At 71.6% G+C, this 21,772-nt stretch carries 18 protein-coding genes; 7 read left to right on the top strand and 11 right to left on the bottom strand.

Translation table 11 applies throughout. From position 1 onward, the window contains the following. Positions 1–11: 11 nt before the first annotated feature. From AC07FV_RS10355 to AC07FV_RS10320, 8 genes are all read right to left on the bottom strand, one after another. Entirely contained in the window at positions 12–1,403 is a 1,392-nt protein-coding gene (locus AC07FV_RS10355; protein ID WP_479086125.1) for a nucleobase:cation symporter-2 family protein, read from the bottom strand. Positions 1,404–1,645: 242 nt separating this feature from the next. Further along, positions 1,646–3,034: an 8-oxoguanine deaminase gene (locus tag AC07FV_RS10350; RefSeq protein ID WP_479086123.1), complete on the bottom strand. Its 1,389-nt coding sequence runs from the start codon at positions 3,032–3,034 to the stop codon at positions 1,646–1,648. A gap of 72 nt (positions 3,035–3,106) precedes the next feature. Continuing rightward, positions 3,107–4,519: a nucleobase:cation symporter-2 family protein gene (locus AC07FV_RS10345; RefSeq protein WP_479086121.1), complete on the bottom strand. Its 1,413-nt coding sequence runs from the start codon at positions 4,517–4,519 to the stop codon at positions 3,107–3,109. Between the two features lie 64 nt (positions 4,520–4,583). Beyond that, positions 4,584–5,519 (bottom strand): factor-independent urate hydroxylase, encoded by a 936-nt coding sequence (gene pucL / locus AC07FV_RS10340; protein WP_479086120.1) that lies wholly within the window; start codon positions 5,517–5,519, stop codon positions 4,584–4,586. A 7-nt stretch (positions 5,520–5,526) separates the two neighbouring features. Next, positions 5,527–5,928 (bottom strand): hydroxyisourate hydrolase, encoded by a 402-nt coding sequence (gene uraH / locus AC07FV_RS10335; protein WP_479086119.1) that lies wholly within the window; start codon positions 5,926–5,928, stop codon positions 5,527–5,529. A 2-nt stretch (positions 5,929–5,930) separates the two neighbouring features. Continuing rightward, positions 5,931–6,440: a 2-oxo-4-hydroxy-4-carboxy-5-ureidoimidazoline decarboxylase gene (gene uraD, locus AC07FV_RS10330; RefSeq protein WP_479086117.1), complete on the bottom strand. Its 510-nt coding sequence runs from the start codon at positions 6,438–6,440 to the stop codon at positions 5,931–5,933. 168 nt (positions 6,441–6,608) lie between these two features. Next, positions 6,609–6,977 carry a helix-turn-helix domain-containing protein gene (locus AC07FV_RS10325; RefSeq protein WP_366766382.1) on the bottom strand — a complete coding sequence of 123 codons (369 nt, stop codon included), beginning with the start codon at positions 6,975–6,977 and terminating at the stop codon, positions 6,609–6,611. Further along, positions 6,974–7,225, bottom strand: a complete 252-nt coding sequence (locus AC07FV_RS10320) for a YkoF family thiamine-binding protein (RefSeq protein WP_479086116.1) — start codon at positions 7,223–7,225, stop codon at positions 6,974–6,976. Before AC07FV_RS10320 ends, AC07FV_RS10325 begins: the two co-directional genes overlap by 4 nt. Before the next feature lie 149 nt (positions 7,226–7,374). Between AC07FV_RS10320 and AC07FV_RS10315 the strand changes: the two genes are divergently transcribed. The 5 genes from AC07FV_RS10315 (at position 7,375) to AC07FV_RS10295 (ending at position 12,265) form a co-directional block, all read left to right on the top strand. Next, positions 7,375–8,214 carry a TIM barrel protein gene (locus tag AC07FV_RS10315; RefSeq protein ID WP_479086114.1) on the top strand — a complete coding sequence of 280 codons (840 nt, stop codon included), beginning with the start codon at positions 7,375–7,377 and terminating at the stop codon, positions 8,212–8,214. A 41-nt stretch (positions 8,215–8,255) separates the two neighbouring features. Next, entirely contained in the window at positions 8,256–9,146 is an 891-nt protein-coding gene (locus AC07FV_RS10310) for a 2-hydroxy-3-oxopropionate reductase (RefSeq protein WP_383639322.1), read from the top strand. A gap of 176 nt (positions 9,147–9,322) precedes the next feature. Next, entirely contained in the window at positions 9,323–10,801 is a 1,479-nt protein-coding gene (locus tag AC07FV_RS10305; protein ID WP_479086113.1) for a catalase, read from the top strand. 465 nt (positions 10,802–11,266) lie between these two features. Continuing rightward, entirely contained in the window at positions 11,267–11,521 is a 255-nt protein-coding gene (locus AC07FV_RS10300) for a hypothetical protein (protein ID WP_479086111.1), read from the top strand. A 102-nt stretch (positions 11,522–11,623) separates the two neighbouring features. Then, positions 11,624–12,265: a TIGR04222 domain-containing membrane protein gene (locus tag AC07FV_RS10295; RefSeq protein WP_479086109.1), complete on the top strand. Its 642-nt coding sequence runs from the start codon at positions 11,624–11,626 to the stop codon at positions 12,263–12,265. Positions 12,266–12,341: 76 nt separating this feature from the next. Here AC07FV_RS10295 and gcl read toward each other — a convergent pair whose 3' ends face one another. Next, on the bottom strand, positions 12,342–14,126 hold the full coding sequence (gene gcl, locus AC07FV_RS10290) for a glyoxylate carboligase (RefSeq protein ID WP_479086108.1): 1,785 nt from the start codon (positions 14,124–14,126) through the stop codon (positions 12,342–12,344). Between the two features lie 155 nt (positions 14,127–14,281). On the opposite strand from gcl, the gene AC07FV_RS10285 reads away from it, so the two are divergent. Then, positions 14,282–14,959: a hypothetical protein gene (locus AC07FV_RS10285; protein WP_479086106.1), complete on the top strand. Its 678-nt coding sequence runs from the start codon at positions 14,282–14,284 to the stop codon at positions 14,957–14,959. Between the two features lie 18 nt (positions 14,960–14,977). On the opposite strand, the gene AC07FV_RS10280 is transcribed toward AC07FV_RS10285, so the two are convergent. Continuing rightward, entirely contained in the window at positions 14,978–17,191 is a 2,214-nt protein-coding gene (locus tag AC07FV_RS10280; RefSeq protein ID WP_479086105.1) for a trypsin-like serine protease, read from the bottom strand. A gap of 50 nt (positions 17,192–17,241) precedes the next feature. Further along, positions 17,242–17,781: a hypothetical protein gene (locus AC07FV_RS10275; protein ID WP_384692013.1), complete on the bottom strand. Its 540-nt coding sequence runs from the start codon at positions 17,779–17,781 to the stop codon at positions 17,242–17,244. Positions 17,782–18,213: 432 nt separating this feature from the next. On the opposite strand from AC07FV_RS10275, the gene AC07FV_RS10270 reads away from it, so the two are divergent. Further along, positions 18,214–21,576 carry a hypothetical protein gene (locus AC07FV_RS10270; RefSeq protein WP_479086103.1) on the top strand — a complete coding sequence of 1,121 codons (3,363 nt, stop codon included), beginning with the start codon at positions 18,214–18,216 and terminating at the stop codon, positions 21,574–21,576. The last annotated feature ends 196 nt before the right edge of the window (positions 21,577–21,772 follow it).

Genomic DNA, 21,772 nt, shown 5'->3' with positions numbered 1-21,772 from the left:
CGGTGCGGGGCTCACGTCCCGGCCGGGGCCCGGGTCGCGGTCGCGCCGGTGATCTCCTCCCCCGCCTCCATGGGATGGGTGACGTCCTCCGCGTCCTGTCCCTTGCCCAGGTGGTTGAAGACCAGGTTGAGCAGGACGGCGGCCAGGCAGCCGGTGGAGATGCCGGAGTCGAGGATGATCTTCGCGTTCTCCGGGAACGAGTGGTAGAACTCCGGGGCGGCGATCGGGATGATGCCGACGGCCAGGGAGACCGCCACGATCAGGACGTTGTTGTCCTTGTCGAGGCTCGCCCGCACCAGGGTCTGGATGCCGCTGGCCGCCACGGAGCCGAAGAGGACCACGCCGGCGCCGCCGAGGACCGGGCGGGGCACGACGGCGATGAGCGAGGCCGCCATGGGACACAGGCCCATCAGCACCAGGAAGCCGCCGCCCGCGGCGACGACGTAGCGGCTGCGGATCTTCGTCATCGCGACCAGGCCGATGTTCTGCGCGAAGGCGCTGCACATGAAGCCGTTGAAGAGCGGGCTGATCGCGGAGCCGAGGGTGTCGGCGCGCAGGCCGGCCGCGATGGTCTTCTCGTCGGCCTTGCGGTCCACGATCTCGCCCAGGGCGAGCATGTCGGCGGTGGACTCGGTCATCGAGACCACCATCACCACGCACATGGAGAGGATCGCGGCGAGCTGGAACTGCGGGGCGCCGAAGTGGAACGGGGTCGGGAAGCCGACGACGCTGGCGTCCGCGACCGGTCCGAAGTCCGTGACGCCGAAGGGGATCGCGATGAGCGTGCCCGCGACCAGGCCGAGCAGCACGGCGATCTGCTTCACGAAGCCGCGGGTGAAGCGCCGCAGCAGCAGGACGATGACGAGGGTGATCGCCGCCAGGCCCAGGTTGGTCGAGGAACCGAAGTCGTCCGCCTCGGGACTGGAGCCCTGCGCCCACCCGAAGGCGACGGGCAGCAGGGAGATGCCGATCAGGGTGATGACCGTACCGGTGACGACCGGGGGGAAGAAACGGATCGCCTTGCTGAAGAAGGGGGCGGCGAAGAAGCCTATGAGTCCGGCGACGATGACGGCGCCGAAGATGATCGGCAACGCGTCGGACTTGTCGTCGGTGGAGGCCACGATCGCGGTCATCGGGGCGACACCCGCGAAGGTGACGCCGTTGACGAAGGGCAGCCGGGCACCGATCTTCCAGATGCCGAGGGTCTGCAGGAAGGTGGCGAGGCCGGCGGTGAACAGGCAGGCGCCGGTCAGGAAGGTGAGTTCGGTCGCGGACAGCCCTATGGCCGCGCCGACTATCAGAGGTGGTGCGACTACTCCGGCGTACATGGCGGCCACGTGCTGCAGGCCGGTTGTCGCCATCTTCAGGGGCGGGAGTTTTTCGTCTACAGGGTGGTCGGCCACGGCGGCGTCCCTCCGGTCGGTTACGCGTCGGCTCTGACGCGGGTGTCATGGAGGCGGTGCTGGTGGTGACGGTCGTGCGGGACCGTGACGGACCGTCTGGGGAAACGGTGACCGCTCCCGGGGCGTGCGCATGGACGCACGCCCCCGGAGACGGCCGCCATGGACCCCGCTCGGGTCCACGGCTACCGGCCGAGAGCCGTCCCTCTCGGCCGGAGATCAAGTGGTGTTCGGCTGTACGTCGTTCAGGCCTGTGCGGCGATCCTCGCCAGCCGCCGGGCCTCGTCCCGGGTGGAGCGGGCGATGGCGTCCTCGTCGACGGTGAGCAGCCGGCCGTCCTCGACGATCTGGCGTCCGTTGACGAACGACGCGGTGACCGGGGCGGCCGCGCCGAAGACCAGGGCGGTCACCGGGTCGGCGATGGAGGAGTGGGCGAGGGTGTCCATCCGCCACAGCACCAGGTCGGCGAGCTTGCCCGCCTCCAGGGAGCCGGTCTCGGCGGCACGGCCGAGGACCTGCGCGCCGCCGTAGGTGCCCAGGCGCAGCGCCTTGCGGGCGTTCAGCGCGGCCTCGCGGTGGGCGCCGAGGCGGTTGACGAGCAGGGCGTTGCGCAGCTCGGTGTGGAGTTCACCGGACTCGTTGGAGGCGGTGCCGTCCACGCCGAGGCCGACCGGGACGCCGGCGGCGAGCATGTCGGGCACCCGGGCGATCCCGGCGGCCAGGCGGGCGTTGGAGGAGGGGCAGTGGGCGACGCCGGTCCTCGTGCGGGCGAAGGCCGCGATGTCGGAGTCGTTCATGTGGACGCAGTGCGCCATCCACACGTCCTCGCCGAGCCAGCCGGTGGACTCGAAGTAGTCGGTCGGGCCCATGCCGAACAGTTCGTGGCAGAACTTCTCCTCCTCCACGGTCTCCGAACCGTGGGTGTGCAGCCGTACGCCGAGCCGGCGGGCCAGCTCCGCGCCCTGGCGCATCAGTTCGGTGGAGACGGAGAAGGGGGAGCAGGGGGCGACGGCGACCTGGGTCATCGCGTCGAAGGAGGCGTCGTGGTGCTCCTTGACGGTGGCCTCGGTGGCGGCCAGCGCACCGTCCAGGCTCTCCACCGCGAAGTCCGGCGGCAGCCCGCCGTCGGACTCGCCGCGGTCCATGGAGCCGCGGGCGAGGGTGAAGCGGACGCCCATCTCCTGGGCGGCGCGGATGATCGCGCCGGACAGGTCGCCGGAGCCCCGCGGGAAGACGTAGTGGTGGTCCATGGCGGTGGTGACGCCGCCGCGGGCCATCATGGCCAGCGAGCCCTGGGCCGCCGCGTACGCCATCGGCTCGTCGATGCGCGCCCAGGTCGGGTAGAGGGCGACCAGCCAGTTGAACAGGTTGTGGTCGGTGGCCAGGCCCCGGGTGATCCACTGGTAGAAGTGGTGGTGGGTGTTGACCAGGCCGGGCGTGACCAGGTGGCCGGTCGCGTCGATCCGGCGTACGACGTTCTCCAGGCCCTCGGGCGCCGCTCCCGCGCCGACGGACTCGATCCGGTTGCCGGCGAGGACGACGTGGCCCGAGGCGTACTCGGTGTCCCCCGCGTCCACCGTGGCGATCGCGCAGTTCTCGATGACCACGCGCTCGGCTGCCGATGATGCTGCCATGCTGCTTCCTTGTCTTTCAGTGGGGCCCGTGGGCGGGTGGGTGAGTACCCACGGGGAGGGCACGGCAGGACCCTAGGAGGATTTGAGTGCCGGGGCCGTCGGACGGCTCCGGGTGCCGAGATGGTGGAAGAACAGGTTGAGCGTGACCGCGACGAGCGCACCGGCGCTGATGCCGGAGCCGAGCACGGTCTGCGCCCAGGCGGGGAACTCGGCGTAGAAGGTCGGCGCGGCCAGCGGGATGATGCCCGCACCGAGGGCCACGGCCACCAGGATGATGTTGGAGCTGTCGTCGAGGCCCGCCTCGGACAGCGTGCGGATGCCGCTGACCGCGATGGAGCCGAAGAGCACGATGCCCGCGCCGCCGAGGACCGGCATGGGGACGAGGGAGACGACCGCGCCGAGGACCGGGAAGGCGCCGAGGACCAGCAGCGTGGCGCCCGCGACGGCGACGACGTAGCGGCTGCGTACCCGGGTGAGGGAGACGACGCCGACGTTCTGGGCGAAGGCGGAGGTGGGGAAGCCGCCGAAGACGGGGCCGATCAGGGTGGCGAGGCCGTCGGTGCGCAGGCCGCGGGTGATGACCTTGGCGTCGGCGCGGCGGTCGCAGATCTCGCCGAGGGCGAGCATGCCGGCGCTGGACTCGGTCATCAGGACGAGCATCACGATGCACAGCGACAGGATGGCCGCGGGCTGGAACTCGGGGGCGCCGAAGGCGAAGGGGGTGGGCAGGGCCGCGACCGGCGCCGACTTCAGGGCCTGGAAGTCCGCCATGCCGGCCGGGATGGCGACCAGGGTGCCGACGAGGAGGCCGACGAGCAGGGCGACCTGCTTCAGGAAGCCCGCGCCGAAGCGCTGCATGACGAGGATGACGGCGAGGGTGAACGCGGCGAGCGCGAGGTTGCCCATGGAGCCGAAGTCGGCGGCGGTCTCGTCGCCGCCCTGCGCCCAGCCCACCGGGACCGGCATCAGGGTGACCCCGATGAGGGTGATCACCACGCCGGTGACCAACGGCGGGAAGAAGCGGAGCAGCCGGCCGAAGAACGGGCCGACGGCGAGGCAGAAGACGCCCGCGACCATCACCGCGCCGTAGATGGCGGGCAGTTGGCTGCCGTCGCTGTTCGTCTCGGCGATGGCGAGGATGGGCGCGATGCCGGCCGAGGAGGCGGCGTTGACGAAGGGCAGGCGGTTGCCGACGAAGCCCTTGACGCCGAGGGTCTGGAGCAGGGTCGCGACGCCCGCGATGAGCAGGCTCGCGGCGATCAGCCGGGTGCGGCCCTCGACGTCGAGGCCGACGGCCTGGCCGATGATGAGCGGAGGAGTGACAACACCCGCGTACATGGCGGCGATGTGCTGGAGCGCGGCGGGGACGAGCCGCGAGGGGTGGAGCTTCTCGTCCACCGGGTGCACGGACGTGACGGCGTCCTCGGTGTGCTCCGGCGGGGTGGAATCCAGGCCTTTGGCGGGCCCTTTCGCAGGCAGTGCCATGGTGTTTCCTCCGGTGTGGCGCGCCCCCGGGTCCGCAGGGAGGGCCGGGGGCGCGCTTTCCGCGTCAGAGGTTGGTCATGTCGACCGGGATGAGTTGCTCGGCGCCGTCGCGCAGGATGGTGGCCTCGATCAGGCCGTAGGGGCGGTCGGCGGCGTAGTAGACGGCGCCGTCCTTGGCCTCGTTGTCGATCCCGAAGGGCGACAGGTCCGAGCGGAAGTGGTGCTTGTTGGGCATCGAGAAGCGGATCTCGTCCACCTCGTCACGGGAGTTGAGCACCCGGACGCCCATCTCGAAGAGGGTCTGCTGGAGCGAGTACGAGTAGGTCTCGGCGAACGCCTGGAGCGCGTGCTTGCGCACACCGCTGTACGACCGGTCCCAGTCCGGGGCGTGCGAGTCGACGCCGTCCCAGTTGTGCCGCCACCAGGTGGAGACGGTGGTGGCGAGGATCCGGTCGTAGTCCTCCTTGAGGGTGGTGTACTTGTCCTTCAGGTAGCCGAAGAACTCGGAGTTGGTCGAGTTCAGGACGGTGAGGTCCTTGAAGCCGGAGAGCACCTGGATGCCGTGGCCGTCGTAGGTGATCTGCGCGACGCGCGTCTCCTGGCCCGTGCGGACGAACGAGTGGGCGATCTCCTCGGAGCCGACGAAGCGGGCGCCGCCCTTGGAGGTCTCGATCCGCTCCCAGCCGTACTCCTCGATGCGGATACGGGCCTGATGGATCGGCTCGTTGTTGTCGACGAAGTGGCGGGCGAGCTTGACGCCGAGGTCCTCGGCGCTCTCGATCCCGTGCTCCTTGGCGAAGGCGAACACCGTGTTCTTGGTGGTGTCGGTCGGCAGGACGTTCGCGTTGGACCCGCTGCGGTGGACCTCCTCCATGTCGCCGGAGAGGGCGACGGAGACGTTCAGGTCCTTGATGTGGTGCGTGTCGCCGTCGCGCGTGATCTTGACGACGCGGTTCTCTGCCTTGCCGTACTGGTTCTGTCCCAGGACGAAACGGGTCATGTGTCGGTCAGCTCCCTCGGTAAACGGAGTAGCCGAACGGGTTGAGCAGCAGCGGAACGTGGTAGTGCTCGCCGGGCACCACCGCGAAGGTGATGGTGACCTCGGGGAAGAACACGGGCCGGCCGTTCTCGCTGTCCCGGAGCGCGGGGGCGTCCTGCTGGGCCGCGGCTTGTTTCTTGGCGAAGTACGTCTCGGTGTCGAAGTCGAGGCGCACGTGTGTGGTGCCCTCCGGCAGGGCCGGGAGGTCCTTGCACCGGCCGTCCGCGTCGGTCGCGGAGCCGCCGAGCTCGTGCCAGTCCGCCTTCTGCCCGGCGCGGGCGGAGAGGCGGACGGCGACGGCCTCGGCGGGGCGGCCGACGCTGGTGTCCAGGATGTGCGTGGACACGGAGGCGGTGGTGCTGGTGCTCATGGTCAGGCGTCCTGTTCGACGAGTCGGGTCAGGCGGATGCGGTTGATCTTCCCCAGTTCGGTGCGGACGATCTCCCGCTCCTGCTCGGGCGAGTTGCCGATCCGCTCCTTGACCGCGTCCCGCATCTGCTCACCGGTCCGGCCGGTGGCGCAGATCAGGAAGACGTGGCGGAACTTGTCCTGGTAGGCCAGGTTGAGTTCGAGCATCTCCGCCTTGAGGTCCTCGGAGGCGCCGGCCATCCCGGCCTGCTCGCGGGAGGAGGTCGGGTCGCCCGGCTTGGGGCGGCCGATCGGCGGGTGCCCGGCCATCGCCTCGGCGAGGTCCTCGGCCGTCAGCTCGGCCATGGCGGCGTCACTGGCGGTGTACAGGTCCTCGACGGTGGTGAAGGGGCGGGCGGCGAGCAGGTGCCGGGCCCACGCCGTGGAGGCACACGCCTCGTGGAGTTCGGCGAGCGCCGCGGACTCCTCGAGGTCGTTGAGACGGGCCAGGCCCGACGCGGAAGTGGACGTCACGGGAGCCTCCGTGGCCTTGTGCTGAACGGGCGTGCCGATAGCTAACGCCCTCGGAAACAAGCCGTCAACACTTTGTTGAAAATTCGGGGTGACGAAAGCCGCCGCCCGGTCACCGGGCGGCGGCTCGACGTTCACGAGGTCGTGCCTGGTCAGGTACCCCTTGTCCGATCAGGCACCCTTCTCGCGGTTGAGGTAGTTGTAGACGGTGAAGCGGCTGACGCCCAGCGCGCCCGCGACGGTCTCCACGCCGTGGCGCACGGAGAAGGCCCCCCGGGCCTCCAGCATCCGCACGACCTCCTGCTTGGCCCGGCGGTCCAGCTCGGACAGCGGCCTGCCCTGCCGGCGTTCCAGCGCGGCGAGGATGTGGTCCAGGGAGTCCGCGAGCTGCGGCAGTCGTACGGCGACCACCTCGGCACCCTCCCAGGCGAGCACCACGTCGTCCTGGCCCGCCTCGTCGGCCGGGAGCAGCTCGCCGCCGATGGCGTCGACCAGCGGCTTCACGGCCGCGATGAACGGCTCCTCCCCCGGCCCGGTCACCGCTTGCCCTCCCCGACCACGTTGACCTGGAGGGAGATCCGGGTGGCGCCCGCCTCCAGGGAACGGCGCAGCAGCGCGTCCACGGCGGTGAGCACCGCGTCGGCGCCGCCCTCCGCGGTGTTGCCGAACGGGCCGACGTCGACCTCGTCCAGCTCCGCGGCCTCGACGACCTCCCGGGCGACCACCGCGTGCGCGGGGGCCTCGTCGAGGTCGAAGGGCTCGGTCGTGAACTCCACTCTCAATCGCACGCGGTCAACCTAACGCGCGGTGACCGTTTTCCGCCGCCCCCTCTTGACAAGGAGGAAGCTCCACCGGCAATCTTCCATTAAGCAGAAACGAACTTCCGTAATACGGAAGACAGCGGATTACGATCGAAACGGAAGGAGCGCGGCACCCGATGGGCTTCGCAGACCAGCGCTTCAACGTCAACCTGTCGATCCTCTTCACGGAACTCCCGCTCCTGGAGCGTCCCGCGGCCGCCGCCGCGGCCGGCTTCACCGCGGTCGAGCTGTGGTGGCCCTGGATCGACTCGCCCACCCCCGAGCAGTCCGAGCTCGACGCCCTGAAGAAGGCGATCGAGGAGGCGGGCGTCCGGCTCACCGGGCTGAACTTCTACGCCGGACAGCTCCCGGGCCCCGACCGCGGCGCCCTGTCGGTGCCGGGCGAGGAGTCGGACCGGTTCCGCGCCAACATCGACGTGGCCGCCGACTTCGCGAAGTCGCTGGGCTGCACGGCCCTCAACGCCCTGTACGGCAACCGCGTCGAGGGCGCGGACCCGGCCGAGCAGGACCGGCTCGCCCTGGAGAACCTGGTCCTCGCCGCCCGCGCGGCCGACCGGATCGGCGCGGTCCTGCTGATCGAGGCGCTCAACAAGCCCGAGTCGCCGCTCTACCCGCTGGTGTCGGCCCCGGCCGCCGTCGCGGTCGTCGACAAGGTCAACGAGGCCTCCGGACTCGGCAACGCCAAGTTCCTCATGGACCTCTACCACCTGTCCATGAACGGCGAGGACCTGCCGCAGGTGATCGACGCGTACGCCGCGAAGACCGGCCACGTGCAGATCGCCGACAACCCGGGCCGCGGCGCCCCCGGCACCGGCACCCTCCCGCTGGAGGAGCTGCTCGACCGGCTGCGGAAGGCCGGCTACGACGGCTGGGTCGGCCTGGAGTACAAGCCGGGCGACGCCCCCAGCGCCGAGTCCTTCTCCTGGCTGCCGGCCGAGGCCCGCGCGGCCCGCTGAGCGCCACCCCGCAGAACACTTTTTTCAGAGAGGCACCCATCATGAGCACCCTCCCCAAGGTCGCCTGGATCGGTCTCGGCATCATGGGCTCCCCCATGGCGGAGAACCTGATCAAGGCGGGTTACCAGGTCACCGGCTACACGCTGGAGCAGGACAAGCTCGACCGCCTGGCCGCCGCCGGAGGCACCGCGGCCGGCTCGATCGCCGAGGCCGTGCGCGACGCCGACGTCGTGGTCACCATGGTGCCCGCGTCGCCGCAGGTCGAGGCCATCGCCTACGGCCCCGACGGCATCCTGGAGAACGCGAAGTCCGGCGCCCTGCTGGTCGACATGTCCTCGATCACCCCGCAGACCTCGGTCGACCTGGCCGCGGCCGCCAAGGACAAGGGCGTCCGCGTGCTGGACGCCCCCGTCTCCGGCGGCGAGGCCGGCGCCATCGAGGCCGTCCTGTCCATCATGGTCGGCGGTGAGCAGGCCGACTTCGACGAGGCCAAGCCGCTCCTGGAGGCGCTCGGCAAGACCATCGTGCTGTGCGGTCCGCACGGCTCGGGCCAGACCGTGAAGGCCGCCAACCAGCTGATCGTCGCCGTGAACATCCAGGCGTGCGCCGAGGCCGTGGTCTTCCTGGAGAAGTCGGGCGTGGACCTGAAGGCCGCCCTCGACGTCCTCAACGGCGGGCTGGCCGGCTCCACCGTGCTGACGCGGAAGAAGGACAACTTCCTCGCCCGCGACTTCAAGCCGGGCTTCCGCATCGACCTGCACCACAAGGACATGGGCATCGTCACCGACGCCGCCCGCAACGTCGGGGCCGCGCTGCCGGTCGGCGCCGTGGTCGCCCAGCTGGTCGCCTCCCTGCGCGCCCAGGGCGACGGCGGCCTGGACCACTCGGCCCTGCTGCGCGCCGTGGAGCGCCTCTCCGGTTCCCAGGTCTGACCGGCCGGACCACGAGACCTCCGGGCGGCGCCGTCGCTGACACCTGTCCTGTCGCGCCCGAGCGGCGACGCCGCCCGGATACCACTTCAACAAACTGTTGACGTGCTCTTCACCCGAACTTAGGCTCCACGAAGCGGAAGTTGTTTTCCGCTTACCCCTCGCACGGAAGGTCCCCGATGTCGCAGCGCGTGCTCACGACGCGGACTCTCACCACGGAGTCCGGCGCCCCGGTCGCAGACAACCAGAATTCCGCCTCCGCCGGCATCGGCGGCCCCCTGCTGATCCAGGACCAGCACCTCCTGGAGAAGCTCGCCCGCTTCAACCGCGAGCGCATCCCGGAGCGCGTGGTGCACGCCCGCGGCTCCGGCGCCTACGGCCACTTCGAGGTGACCGACGACGTCACGGGCTACACGCACGCCGACTTCCTGAACACCGTCGGCAAGCGCACCGAGGTCTTCCTGCGCTTCTCCACCGTGGCCGACTCGCTCGGCGGCGCGGACGCGGTCCGCGACCCGCGCGGCTTCGCGGTGAAGTTCTACACCGAGGAGGGCAACTACGACCTCGTCGGCAACAACACCCCGGTGTTCTTCATCAAGGACCCGATCAAGTTCCCCGACTTCATCCACTCGCAGAAGCGCGACCCGTTCTCGGGCCGCCAGGAGCCGGACAACGTCTTCGACTTCTGGGCCCACTCCCCCGAGGCCACGCACCAGGTGACCTGGCTGATGGGCGACCGCGGCATCCCCGCCTCGTACCGTCACATGGACGGCTTCGGCTCGCACACCTACCAGTGGACGAACGGCAGGGGCGAGTCCTTCTTCGTCAAGTACCACTTCAAGACGGACCAGGGCATCCGCTGCCTGACCGCCGACGAGGCCGCCAAGCTCGCGGGCGAGGACCCGACCTCGCACCAGACGGACCTGGTGCAGGCGATCGAGCGGGGCGTGCACCCGTCCTGGACGCTGCACGTGCAGCTGATGCCGGTGGCCGAGGCGGCGAACTACCGCTTCAACCCGTTCGACGTGACCAAGGTGTGGCCGCACGCCGACTACCCGCTGCGCCGCGTGGGCCGGCTCGTGCTGGACCGCAACCCGGACAACGTCTTCGCCGAGGTCGAGCAGGCCGCCTTCTCCCCGAACAACTTCGTTCCGGGCATCGGCCCCTCCCCCGACAAGATGCTCCAGGGCCGGCTGTTCGCCTACGCGGACGCCCACCGCTACCGCCTGGGCGTCAACCACACCCAGCTCGCGGTGAACGCCCCCAAGGCGGTGCCCGGCGGTGCGGACAACTACGGCCGCGACGGCCTGATGGCGTCCAACTCCCAGGGCCGCGGCGCCAAGAACTACGAGCCGAACTCGTACGACGGCCCGGTCGAGACCGGCCGCCCGCTGGCCTCGCCGCTGCCGGTGTCCGGCCACACCGGCACCCACGAGACGCCGCTGCACACCAAGGACGACCACTTCTACCAGGCCGGTGAGCTGTACCGCCTGATGTCCGAGGACGAGAAGCAGCGCCTGATCGCGAACCTCGCCGGCGGCCTGTCCCAGGTCTCCCGCAACGACGTGGTCGAGAAGAACCTCGCGCACTTCCACGCCGCCGACCCGGAGTACGGCAGGCGTCTGGAAGAGGCGGTCCGCGCCCTGCGCGAGGACTGACCGCAAAGCTCGCGCACGGGACCCGGCGGGGAGGCCGGGACCGTGTGCGCGGCCCGCGCGGGCACCGGAGCGACCCGGATGAGGGGTGGCCGCCCGGCGCCGGCGCGGGAAGGGCGAGGACCGCGACGGCCTGCGAGCCAGTGCGGTGGTGAAGGGCCCGGAGCTTCTCCTACGACCTGAGGGGAGAGGCGTTCCGGACCCGTCGCACCGTCGCGGTCCCAGCCACCACCCGCCTCTGCACACCGGAGGCCCATGACTCCGTCCGGCGGCGCGAACGACCTGTCGCGCCCAGCCTCGCGCTGTCGGACGGACACCACGTGAAGAACCGTAGAACCTTCACCGGCCGATGAGCGCCGGATGCGGACGGTCCCGCATCCGGCGCTCTTCGGCGTGCTCCCGCCGGCCTCTGCCGGCCCTCCCGCCCGCCGGGGTGCGGATCGCGTGCCCGCGCAGGAGGCTGAAGTCATGGCACACCCACCCGAGCACCCGCACATCGTGGTCCACTCCCCCGGGCTGGACGGATCCCGCCGGGTCACCTCCGGCGAGGAGACCCTCGGCGTCGCCTCGCACGCCGACGACGTCGCCGAGCTGCTGCGGCTGGCCGACCTGTACGTGACCGACGTGGAGGACAGCGACCTCGTCGAGTGGCAGGGCGGCGGCCCGGACGACTGGCCGGGGCTGCACGAGCACCAGGAGCAGCACAAGCACCACGAGGGCTGAACGAGGCGCGCGCCTCGCTCAGATCTTCCTCTGAGAACGCCTGCCGCGCGCTTGAACCACCCCCCGGGCCGGGCACAACCCCGGGCACACGGGGGTGAGGTCATGGACGGTGGCACGGAGATCGGCTGGGAGCCGTACGAGATCGCCCTGCTGGGCGGCGGGCCGCGGGCCGCGGTGACGGTGGCGGTGGTCGACCTGCACCTGCGGGGGGCGTTGGAGATCGGCCCCCGCAGGACGCTGTGCGCCACGGGACCGGAACCGGAGGGGCTGGGGCCGTTCGAGGGCACCGTCCTGGACTGCCTGCGGGAGCCGCGCACGGCCCGCGAGCTGGTCCGGCATCCGGACGTGCGCCTGGCGCTGGCGCTGGCGCGCATCCCGCTCGCGGAGGAGGGACTGCTGCGCTACCCGCGGCTCGGCCCCACCCGGGGCGCCCGCCGGCGCGTCGAGTTCTGGCGGGCGCGGAACCCCCTGCCGAGGGTCCGGCACGGGCTCACGGACGACGACACGCTGCTCGCGGTCGCCCTGCACGGCGACGCGGCCCTGCGCATGCTGCTGCCGCGCTTCGCGCTGCGCACCGGGCTCACTGACCCGGGCGGCTCCACGGACGGGGTGCGCTTCTCCCTGGGCCGCGGCAGGTTCCTCCGGTGGCGCGACGAGTACGAGGACTCGATCACGGGCGACTGGGGCTCGGGCCACGGGGGCGGCTGCGGCTCGGGCGGCGGGGGCGGGGGCGGCGGGGACTGAGCGGCCCGGACGCGCGCGAGGGCGGTCCGTCAGGTGACGGACCGCCCTCGCCCTCAGGCCGTGCGGGTGGTGCGGGTCAGGCCTTCAGGGTCCTGACCGCGGTCGGGGCGTGCCCCGGCTCCGTGGCCAGCTCCTCGAACTCCACCACGTTGGAGATGTCGTTCGTCCCCGACATGGAGATGTTGGTGATCCGCTCCAGGATCGCCTCGACGACGACCGGCACCTGGTGCTCGGCGGCGAGCTTCTTGGCCTGCTCCAGGGCCGCGCCCAGCTCGGCCGGGTCGGTCACCCGGATCGCCTTGCAGCCGAGACCCTCGGCGACCTTGACGTGGTCCACGCCGTAGACGCCCAGTTCGGGCGAGTTGATGTTCTCGAACTCCAGGTTGACCTGGAAGTCGATCTCGAACGCCCGCTGCGCCTGACGGATCAGGCCCAGGTAGGAGTTGTTGACCAGGACGTGGACGTACGGGATCTTGTGCTGCGCGCCGACCACCAGTTCCTCGATCATGAACTGGAAGTCGTAGTCGCCGGAGAGCGCCACGACCTGGGCCTCGGGGTCGGCCTTGGCGACGCCGAGCGCGGCCGGGACGGTCCAGCCGAGCGGGCCGGCCTGGCCGCAGTTGATCCAGTGCCGCGGGCGGTAGACGTGCAGCATCTGGGCGCCGGCGATCTGGGAGAGGCCGATGGTGGAGACGTACCGGGTCTCCGGGCCGAAGGCCTTGTTCATCTCCTCGTACACGCGCTGCGGCTTGATCGGGATGTCGTCGAAGTGCGTACGGCGCTGGAGGGTGGCCTTGCGCTCCTGCGCGGAGGCCGCCCATGCGGAGCGGTCGGGCAGCTTGCCGGCCGCCTTCAGCTCCTTGGCCACCTCGACGAACAGCTCCAGGGCGGCCTTCGCGTCGGAGGCGATGCCGTAGTCCGGGGCGAAGATCTTCCCGATCTGGGTCGGCTCGACGTCGACGTGGACGAACTTCCGGCCGGCGGTGTACACGTCCAGCTTGCCGGTGTGGCGGTTGGCCCAGCGGTTGCCGATGCCGAGGACGAAGTCCGACTCCAGGAAGGTCGCGTTGCCGTAGCGGTGCGAGGTCTGGAGACCGACCATGCCGGCGTTCAGCTCGTGGTCGTCGGGCAGCAGGCCCCAGCCCATCAGGGTGGGCACGACCGGGGTGCCGGTCAGCTCGGCGAACTCCACCAGGAGGTCGGCGGCGTCGGCGTTGATGATGCCGCCGCCGGCCACGATCAGGGGGCGCTCGGCCGCGTTCAGCATGCCGATGGCCTTCGCGATCTGGGCGCGGGAGGCGGCCGGCTTGTAGACCGGGAGCGGCTCGTAGGTCTCCGGGTCGAACTCGATCTCCGTCAGCTGCACGTCGATCGGCAGGTCGATGAGGACCGGGCCGGGACGGCCGGAGCGCATGAGGTGGAAGGCCTGCTGGAACACGCCGGGGACCTGTGCGGCCTCCAGGACGGTGACCGCCATCTTGGTGACCGGCTTGGCGATCGAGGCGATGTCGACGGCCTGGAAGTCCTCCTTGTGGATCACCGCGGTCGGCGCCTGGCCGGTGATGCACAGGATCGGGATCGAGTCGCCGATCGCCGAGTACAGGCCGGTGATCATGTCGGTGCCGGCCGGTCCCGAAGTGCCGATGCAGACACCGATGTTGCCCGGGTGGGTCCGGGTGTAGCCCTCGGCCATGTGCGACGCGCCCTCGACGTGGCGGGCGAGGGTGTGGTGGACGCCGCCGGAGGCCTTGAGCGCCGCGTAGAAGGGGTTGATCGCCGCGCCCGGCACACCGAACGCGTCGGTGACGCCCTCGCGCTTGAGGATCTCAACTGCCGCTCGGGCAGCGGTCATACGAGCCATCGAGTACTCCTGCTTCGGCTGTCGGATTCGCACTCCCGTCGCGCCCCGCGGTGAGCTTCTTCCGTAGCGACTTCCATATTGCGGAATTTTGTTTCTACGATCTGGAAGTAATGTAAGTGGAGGGCCGAGGGCCGTCAAGAGAGGACGATGGGGGCATGTCCGAGACCGTCCCGGTGTGCTGCACCGCCTGCGGGCGCCGGCACCGCTACAGGGCACCGTCGTACCCCTGCGTCTGCGGGGCGCCCGTCACCCCGGCGCTCGACCCGCGCGGGACCGCGACCGCGGTCACCCACCGGGCGTGGGACGAGGAGTGGATCGGGGTGCGCTGCGCGGCCTGCGGGACCGAGAGCCGCTGGCCGCGGCCGGAGCTGGGCTGCCCGTGCGGGACGGTGCTGTGCGTGCCGGTGGACCGGAGAGCCGGCGGGCGGTCGGGGTGCACCCCCGGATCACGTATCCCGGCCCACCGGTCCGTGCCGATCCGCACCGCCCGCGACGCGGTCACCGCCGCCGTGCTGTACCTGCGCGGGCTGGGGCACCGGGATGTCCGCCGGGCGGACCAGCGGCCGCTGACCGGCATCGGGCTGGCGGCGCCCGGGATCGTGGTCCAGGTGGACCCGACGGCGGGCCCGGCCTCGGCGCGGGACGTGGAGTGCCTCTGGCTGACGGCCATGGCCGACTCCGCGAGCTGCGTCTTCTTCTCCCTCGCCGGCTACGCCGAGGAGGCCCGCGAACGCGCCGACGCGCTGGGCGTCGCGCTCTTCGTCCTCGATCCGACGGGCGTACCGCGGCCCGCAAACGCGTCGGCCGTGGCGCTGGACGCCACGGCCGACTGAGAACTGCTGCTGTACGGACTACCGAGCGGCGTGCCCGAAGCGGACGCCGGCGGCCGGGAGACCGCCCTGACCGGGCTGGTGCACGGTGACCGGAGCGGTCGGCTGGCCCACGGTCACGTTGGACATCGGCAGGGCGTAGAGCGCACCGTACGCGCTCGGGCCGTAGGGCATGCCGACGTACAGGCGGGTGCCGGTGAAGTGGATGCTCCGGCCGAGGTACTGCTTGGCCTTCGGGGCGCCGGGGATGCCGTCGCCGTCGCCGGACTCGATCCACTTGTCGTTGGCGCCGGGGGCGCCGAGCAGCGAGAAGACGTGGACGGCGCCGGAGCTCGTCTCCGAGCCGATGGCCTCGTCCGGGACACCGACGGCCATCTTCATCGTGGCGACGGTGCTGACCGCCCGCGGCGCGGTGTTCACGACGCTCAGGGCGGCACCGAAGTGGTCACCGGCCTCGGAGGTGCCGGAGACGTCGTCGTCGGCGGTGCCCGAGTCGTATCCCTCGAGCTTGGTGTAGCCGCCCGCGGCGTTGACACGGAAGGTCATCACGCCACCGGTCTGGGCCTTGCTGACGCCGTCCACCGTCAGGGCCTCGCCCGGCGAGCCCACCGCGAGGATCGACTCGGCGGCGGTCGCCGCTCCCGACGCGCGGTAGGGCGCCAGGCCCAGGGCCGCGCCGAACCGGTCGCCGGCCTCCGCGCCGCCCGGGACGGTCTCCAGGTCCTGGTCGAGGCCGAACAGCGGGGTGGGCCTCTTCTCGCTGTTCAGGGTGTGGGAGAAGACGGCGAGGTTGCCGGCCGCGTCGTCGCCGCCGATGTTCTCGTCCGGAGCCCCGATGGCCACGTGGTTGGCGTCGGCGGCCAGCACGGCGCCGAAGCCGTCGTTGGCCTCCACCGCTCCGGGCACGTCCAGCCTGTCCTGGTGGACGGCGACGTTGGTGCCTCCGCGGACGTAGAACGCCTCGCCGGCCTTCGCCGCGGTGCCGAGGCCCTCGCCGGGCGTGCCGATCACGACGAAGGGCTCGCCGGCGGCGGTGGTGCCCGCGGCCATGGCCTGCCCCATCACGTCACCGGTCTCGGGGGTCGAGGCGCTGATCGAGCCGTTGCCCGTGGCCTGCTCGAAGTGGGTGTCCTTCTTGGCGCCGGTGCCGAGGCCGCCGGGAGCGCCGTGCAGGATGTCGGCCATGCCCGCGTCCACGGCGTCGCCGATGTTCTCGCCGGGCGAGCCCACGGCCAGGTCGGTGCAGCCGTCCTCGTCGTAGTCGACGGTGGCGATGGCCTGGCCGAAGAGGTCGTTCGCCTCGGCCCCGCCCGGGACCCAGTCGAGGTCCTGGTTGATCTCGGCGCTGCCCTTGCCGCCGCCGTACACGACACGGAGCAGGCCCGCCTTGGCGTCGCCGCCGACGGCCGCCTCCGGGTCGGCGACGGCGATGTCCTCGACGCCGTCGCAGTTGAAGTCGGTGAGGCGGACCGCGCCCACCTTGGACGCCACCCAGGAGCCCAGGTCGTCGACGCGGGTGACGATGCCGCCGGTACGCGTCTCGGCGGCGTCGATACCGAAGCAACCGCCCTGGTAGGAGCGGCTGCTGAGGCCGGCCAGCCGAGGGGCCCCGCCGGCCACCCGGACCAGCGGTCCGCCGGTGTCGCCCATGCACGCGGAGACGCCGTCCTTGCCGGTCACCGTCGCCGTGGTGGTGGCGGCGGCGTCCACCGAGAACGTTCCGGTGTGCAGGTTCAGCGGCGCCCACTCGGTCTTGGAACGGCCGTACCCGGCGAGCGTCAGCTCCTCACCCGCGACGGGTGCGGTGGTGGCCAGGGCGAGGGGGGTGACGCCCGCGACCGGGCGGTTCAGCCGGGCCAGGACGACGTCGCGGTCGGTGCGGGGCACCAGCTCCACGACCTCGCGGACCGCGCCGGCGGCGCCGGACAGGTCGGCGCGGCCGACGGTCGCGGTGGTCCTGCGCTGCGGCTTGCCCGCGGGCACCGCGAGGCTCGCGGCGGGGTCGTCCGCGAAGCAGCTGGCCGCGGTGAGCAGCCACTCGGTGTCGACCAGGACACCGGAGCAGCCGCGGTCGTGGTCTCCGACGACGACCTGCGCCGTGTAGGCGTGCGTCGTGTCGGACGAGGCGGAGGCGGGGCCCGTCACGGCGGTGGCGGGAACGGCGGTCATGACGACCGGTCCCGCGGTCAGGGCTGCGGCCAGTGCGGCGAGGCGCACGGGTCTGGTGTGTCGCATCAGTTCAGGTTCCTCGGTGGCAGGTCTCGGCAAGGGAGGTCGGCTGGGCGCTACTTGGAGGTCCGGATCTCCACGAGCAGGTGTTCACGGCCCTGTTCGTCCGCGCTCTCGCCCACCGAGGTCCAGGTGTTCTTCTCCAGGTCGAAGGACTTCTCCTCGTCCCCGACGGTCATGTCCACCTGGGTGTCGTAGTCGTTGCCCCGCATGACGTAGACGGCGGGGATCTCGAGCGTCAGCCACCCCGAGTTGCCGACCGTCCTGAAGCAGATCGTCTCCGCTTCACGCCGGGCCATGACCTGCAGGAGTCCGGTGCCGTCGGCGCAGTCGGCCAGGGTGATGTGACCGTCCCCGCGCTTGAGGACGATGCCCTGCTCCTCGAGGATCTTGTCGGCCTGCGGATAGGCGAAGTCCTCGACCGCGTAGCCCGGGGCCTCGTCCGCCACGGCCACCGCGGGACCGCCGGTCTCCGTCGGGAGGCCGGAGCCCAGCGCGGCCCATGCCAGGCCGCCGGCGACCAGCGCGGCGCCCAAGGCGCGCGCCACGAGTCTCTTCCGCTGCGGCTTCACCGTGGTGGTGGTGCGTACCTTCATCACAGTCCTAAATTCGTTTTCCTCCGGCCGGATGTCCGCCATCCGACCCCGTGACAGGCATGAAGGCTCCGCAATTCAATGAGGGCCCCCAACCCCCGTCGGAAATACGGGAGAACAGCACTCTGCTTTCCCGTATCCCCGCTTGAGCCTGTCCATGCCACCTCCCGGCGGCGGTACCTGTCCACTTCCGAACCCCTGCAAAACGGACCTGAGTTGTAGGTTCCGTGTGACTCTCGCCACCTCCTGGAAAGGTTGTACTCATCTGTGTGGAGAACTCGTGAAGACATGTAGATGCCACGCGTCGTCAAAACCTGTCGTTCCATCAATTTGTCGGCGCACCAACTGATTTCCTTCCCGGCGGCCATTGATAGGGTCACTCAAGTTTTCATGCTCCTGCCATTTCATCGACCAGACCGCGAGGACAACGCCCTTATGCAGACGATGTTCTGGAGTCGCAGACGGCTCCTCGGGGCGGCCGCCGCCGTGACGGCCGCCGCCGCCACCCCCCTGTCGCTGACGCCCCCGGCGCGCGCCGCCGCACAGGACACGCCGCCCGTCCCGCCCGCCCTGCCCGACACCGACCGGGCCAGGGTCGTCCAGGCGTGGACGACGGGCGGCAAGGCCACCAAGGCCGCGGCCGCCTACGCGCTGTACGGCACCGACGCCGAGGTCGTGACGTTCCTCGCCGAGACGCTGCCGAAGGTCACCGCCGAGGACAACCGTGTCGCCGTCGCCAGGTACCTGGCCCGTTCCGGCAAGGGCCTGCGCCGCGAGGCGGTCGCCGCCCTCGACAACGGCGACGCGGCCATCGCCGCCTTCCTGGCCGACCAGTACAAGCCCGCGCTGATCGAGGATCTGAGCGTGGCGACCTCCATCCTCTCGTCCACCGGCGGCAAGGCCGTCCAGCGGGCGGCCTCCGCCGCGTTGGACACCGGCACCCAGCAGGCGCTCGAGGACTTCCTCGTCGACGGTCAGTACGACGCCCGTCTGGAGGACGCCAGGGTCCAGGTGTCCGCGATGCTGATCGGCACCGGTCCCGAGGTACGCAAGTACGCGGACCGTGCCCTGAGCGGCACGGCGACGGACGTCCAGTGGTTCCTCGACACCGGCCAGCACATCGCCCGGGCCCGGGACCAGGAGTCGGCGACCATCGCGGAGCTCGTCGCGGTGGTCGAGCGGGAGGGCAAGCGCGCCCAGGCCGAGACCGACCGGGCCGTCGAGGCCTCCGCACGTGCCCTGACCGCCGCCGAGAAGGCCAAGGAAGCGGCCGAGAAGGCCGCCGCGGAGGCCGCGGCCGCCAAGGAGGACGTCAAGAAGTCCGCCGCGGCCGCCCGCAAGGCGGCCAGCGCCGCCAAGGGCGCGGCCAACGCCGCCCGCAACGCCATCAGCGCCTCCAACGCCGCCGTCACCGCCTCCCGCCGCGCCTCCTGGGCGGCCGCCGCGGCCTCCCAGGCCGCCGCGACGGCCGGCAACGCCGCCTCGCACGCCTACAACGCCGCCATCGCCGCGTCCAAGGACGCCAACAAGACCAAGGCGGCCAAGGACGCGGCCGTCGCCGCGTACAACTCGGCCGCGAAGGCCCGGACCGCCGCCAAGGCCGCCGACTACGCCGCGTCCGCCTCCGCGCAGGCCGCGAACGCCGGGTCCTCGGCCGCCTCCGCCGCGCGCAACTCCGCCGCGGCGGCGACCGCCGCCGCGCAGGCCGCCACCGCCGCGGGGGTCGCCGGGTCCGAGGCCGCCGAGGCCAAGCGCCAGGCGGCCATCGCGACGACCGCGGCCAACCGCGCCACCAACGCCGCCTCCACGGCCCAGGCGCTCGCCAACCAGGCGGCCTCCGCCGCGCGCACCGCCCGGGACGCGGCCTACTCCGCGGCCGACCACGCGGAGAAGTCGGCCAAGGCCGCCGAGGAGGCGGTGAAGTTCGCCGGCCAGGCCGTCGACTACGCCAACAGGTCCACCGCGCACGCGGCCGAGGCCGTGAAGGCGGCGAACACCGCCACCAAGGCCGTCGAGGACGCCATGGCGGTGGAGCAGGCGGCCCGCGAGGCGGAGATGTCCAGGCTGGAGCAGGACAAGCTCCAGGGCATGGACGAGGCTCGCCTGCTGGCCGGGATCGAGGCCGAGGAGCGGGCCGAGTACGAGGACAAGCGCACTCAGGAGGCCCAGACCGAACAGGCCCTCAAGGACCTGATCGCCGCGGCCGAGAAGGCCCTGTGGGAGACCGGCGACCTGACCCTCGCCGCCACGCTGGGCCGCAAGGCCGCCACCGGGCTGCTGGAGGCCAAGGGCGCCTGGACGCGGGAGGCCGCCCAGCACGCTCTGGCCGGCACCGACGACGACGTGCTCTCCTGGGTCGACCTGGACCGGGACATCGCCCAGAACCAGGACGACCGCGAGACGGTCCTGTACATAGCCCAGATATCCAGCCCCGCCATCGCGGAGGCGGCACAGACCGCGCTGTCGAGTTCCAGCTCCGCGGCGATCGGCGACTTCCTCACCTCGGGGATGATCCGGGCCTCGCAGGACGACAACAAGGTCCAGATCGGCCGCATCCTCAACGACGATCCCGGCAGCGCCGTCAAGAAGGCCGCCAACGACGCGCTGGACAAGAACACCCCCGAGGCGCTGCAGGACTTCTTCGAGCGGACCTACCCGGCGGCCGTGCGGGAGGACGACGCGGTGGAGACCGCGACGTCGGTGGCGACCGGAGGCGAGTACGTCAAGTCGTACGGCCAGGTCGCCCTGGAGGGCCCGACCTGGATGCGCCGGAACTTCGTCCAGGTGATGCGGCACACGGCGGCACAGCTCGACCACGACTCCGCCACCCACGTCGCGGCGATCCGCGGGACCATCGCGGCCGGGGCGAAGATCGCCTACAAGGCCCAGGAGAACGCGGCCCTCGCGTCGAAGGCGGCGGCGGACGCCCGCAAGGCCGGCGCCGAGGCCCAGGAATGGGCCGACAAGGCGGTGGACGCGGCCCTCGAGGCGCAAGGCTACGCCGACCAGGCGAAGCAGAACGCCGACGCCGCGGACCGGTCCGCGGCGGACGCACAGGCCTCGGCGAACCAGGCCAGCTCGGCGGCCGCGACCGCGCGCAACGCGTCCAGGTCGGCCAACTACTCGGCCAACAAGGCCGTGGACGCGGCCCGTTCGGCACTGGCGTCCTCGCACAGCGCCCAGGCGTCGGCCGCCAGTGCCCGCCAGTCCGCCCTGCAGGCCGGCAAGGACAAGGCGACGGCGGCCGCGGCGGCCAGCGCGGCACGCAACGTCGCCGCCCAGAAGCGCCAGGCCGAGATCGCCGAGGCCGCCCGTGAGGCCGCCGAGAAGGCGAAGCGGGAACGGGAGGAGGGCAGGAACCCCGCCAACAGCGAGACCCACGACGAGGTTCACCCCAACGGCACCGGTTCCGGCTCCGAGCAGGAGGACTGGTGGTCGGACGCCGGCTGGTGGGCGGACGCCGCGGGCAAGGTCAGCGTGGCCACGGGCTTCATCGCCGCCGGCCTCGGCCTGGCCAGCCTGGTCTTCCCCCCGCTGGCCGCGGGGGCCGCGTTCTTCGCCTGGGTCTCCGTGGGCGCGGGCGCGCTGAGCGCCGTCTTCACCGGCATCGAACACGGCTTCGGCAGCGGTGAGTTCATCGGGGCCCTCGGCGGCACCGCCCTGAACCTGGCCACCTTCGGCCGGGGCAAGCTGGTGACCACGGGCCTCAAGAAGGCGGCCCCCGTGGTCAACAAGGTCGCGGAAGAGGGCAAGGAGCTGGTGTCCTCGATCGCCGGCGGCCTGTCGAGCCTCTGGTGACCGGCACCGTCCACCCGTCACGCGACGGGTGATCCTCCCGCCCCGCCGGTGACCGGCGGGGCGGTCCTCTGACGACGTCCCACCGCCGCGCCGACGCGGACCCACGGTCTCGGGCAGGCCGCACGCCCCCTTCTCCGCACGCCCCCAGGACGTCCCTCAGCCTCCGCTCACCCGGCGGCACGTCACACCCGAAAGG

The organism is Streptomyces sp. NPDC045956 (genome assembly GCF_056430705.1).
Note: the sequence above shows the minus strand (reverse complement) of the source record. Positions and strands in the feature narration are given on the sequence as shown.